This window comes from Rhodococcus sp. CX, from assembly GCF_015865005.1.
In the GTDB taxonomy this organism is placed as follows: Bacteria; Actinomycetota; Actinomycetes; order Mycobacteriales; family Mycobacteriaceae; genus Rhodococcus.
Genome location: NZ_JADZGH010000241.1, coordinates 1 through 2240 on the forward strand (window position 1 = coordinate 1; position 2240 = coordinate 2240).

Below are 2240 nucleotides of genomic sequence, written 5' to 3' on the forward strand. Positions count from 1 at the left end.
GTTCCCGATCTGGCGGCCGCGCTCACGCAGGAGATGGGCGCCCCGGCCGCACTCGCCGGGGGCTTCCAGATGAATCTCGGTCTCGGCCACCTGACCACCGCGATCGAGGTTCTCGAGAACTTCACCTTCGAGGAGCAGCGCGGAGCCACCCGGATCGTGAAGGAACCTATCGGGGTCTGCGCCCTGATCACGCCGTGGAACTGGCCGCTCAACCAGATCGCGGTCAAGGTCTTCCCCGCGCTGGCGACCGGCTGCACGATGGTCCTCAAGCCGTCCGAGCAATCGCCGTTCACGGGGCAGATCTTCGCGGAGATCATCGACGAGGCGGGCGTACCGGAGGGCGTGTTCAACCTGGTGCAGGGCGACGGACCCGGTGTGGGACGGGCACTGTCGGGCCACCCCGACGTCGATCTGGTCTCCTTCACGGGATCGACCCGGGCCGGCATCGACATCGCGATCAACGCGGCGCCCGGCGTCACGCGCGTGACCCAGGAACTCGGCGGCAAGGGCCCGAACATCATCCTCGACGACGCCGACTTCGCCGAGAACGTCGGCAAGGGCGTGGGCACCATGATGCTCAACTCCGGGCAGACGTGCAGCGCCCCGTCGCGCATGCTCGTTCCGGCCGAGCGCATGGCCGAGGCGATCGAGGTCGCGCGGGCGGCTGCCGAACAGGTCACGGTCGGAGATCCGAACGGCGATTTCGTAATCGGACCGGTCGTGTCGAAGGCACAGTTCGACAAGATCCAGAACCTGATCCGCACCGGCATCGACGAAGGCGCCACGCTCGTCGCGGGAGGTCCGGGCCGGCCGGACGGGCTCGAGGTCGGCTTCTACGTCAAGCCGACGGTGTTCGCAGACGTGAAGAACGACATGACGATCGCCCGCGAGGAGATCTTCGGCCCCGTCCTGACGATCATCGGGTACGACAGCATCGACCACGCCGTCGAGATCGCCAACGACACCGAGTACGGGCTGTCCGCGTTCGTCGCCGGCGCCGACCCGGAACTGGCCCGCTCGGTCGCGCGGCGGCTGCGGGCGGGATCCGTTGCCATCAACGACGCCTTCGACTTCTGCGCCCCGTTCGGCGGTTTCAAGAAGAGCGGCACCGGTCGCGAGTGGGGCGAATTCGGCTTCCACGACTACCTCGAAGTCAAGGCGATCCTCGGCTACGAGCCCCAGCAGGCCTGATCCCGCCGGGCACGGCACCCCGGCGGCCCACGAGTGAGGACATCCATGCCCACCCTTGCCACGAAGAAACTCGCCGACACCATCGGCGTGGAGGTACTCGACGTCGACGTCGAGCGTCTGCTCACCGACGAGACCGTACCCGGTGCACTGCTCGACCTGCTCGAGCAGCACAGTGTGCTGCTGTTCCGGCAGTTGCACATCGACGACGACGCGCAGGTGAAGTTCTGCCGGCGCCTCGGCGAGCTCGCGCTGTTCCCGAAGTACCGGATCCCCGAGATCATGGAGATCAGTTTCGAACCCGACAACCCGAACCGGGAGTACTTCGCGAGCAACGACTACTGGCACATCGACGGGGCTCTCGACGAGATCCCGGCCAAGGCGTCGGTGCTCTCCGCCCGGGTCACCGCCGCCGAGGGCGGCGAAACCGAGTTCGCGAGCACCTACGCGGCCTACGACGCGCTGACCGACGAGGAGAAGGAACGCTTCGCGACGTTGCGCGTGGTGCACACGTTCGAAGCCATCCAGCGTCTGACCTACCCGGATCCGACTCCGGAACAGATCCAGGAGTGGGCCTCGCGCGCGGTGCGGGAACTGCCCTTGGTGTGGGAGCACGATTCGGGGCGTCGTTCGCTGGTGTTCGGTGCGACCGCCTCGCACATCGTCGGCCTCGACGTCGACGAAGGACGCAAGCTGCTCGCCGATCTCGAATCACGTGCCACTGCAGACGATCTGGTGTACCGGCACCAGTGGTCCGAAGGGGACATGGTCATCTGGGACAACACCGGGCTCGTGCATCGGGCGTGCCCGTTCGATCGGGGGAAGCCGCGGCGGATGCACCGATCGACGCTGCTGGGCACGGAGGCGATCAGTTGAGCGGGCGGACAGCGATCGTCACGGGCGGCGGATCCGGCATCGGCGAAGCGATCGCGCGACGCCTCGCCGCCGACGGCGACACCGTCGCGATCTTCGATCTCGATGCCGCCTCGGCCGACGCAGTGGCGGCCGGCATCGAGGACGACGGCGGCAAAGCGTTGGGGCTGCGCGTCGAC

Annotated in this window: 3 protein-coding genes; all 3 read left to right on the forward strand. The window is 67.5% G+C overall.

Going from position 1 to position 2240, the window contains the following annotated elements:
* The coding region (locus I0Q12_RS26535; RefSeq protein ID WP_197256289.1) for an aldehyde dehydrogenase family protein at positions 1-1191 on the forward strand (1191 nt) is incomplete at its 5' end.
* A gap of 45 nt (positions 1192-1236) precedes the next feature.
* A complete protein-coding gene (locus I0Q12_RS26540) occupies positions 1237-2064 on the forward strand; it encodes a TauD/TfdA family dioxygenase (protein ID WP_197256291.1) in 828 nt (275 codons plus the stop codon).
* Positions 2061-2240, forward strand: a 180-nt coding sequence (locus I0Q12_RS26545; RefSeq protein WP_197256293.1) for an SDR family NAD(P)-dependent oxidoreductase, incomplete at its 3' end; no start/stop codon positions are given. The genes I0Q12_RS26540 and I0Q12_RS26545, both read left to right, overlap by 4 nt.

Coding starts and splice junctions, on each gene's coding strand:
- I0Q12_RS26540 (WP_197256291.1), top strand. CDS start 1,237: ATGCCCACCCTTGCCACGAAGAAACTCGCCGACACCATCGGCGTGGAG.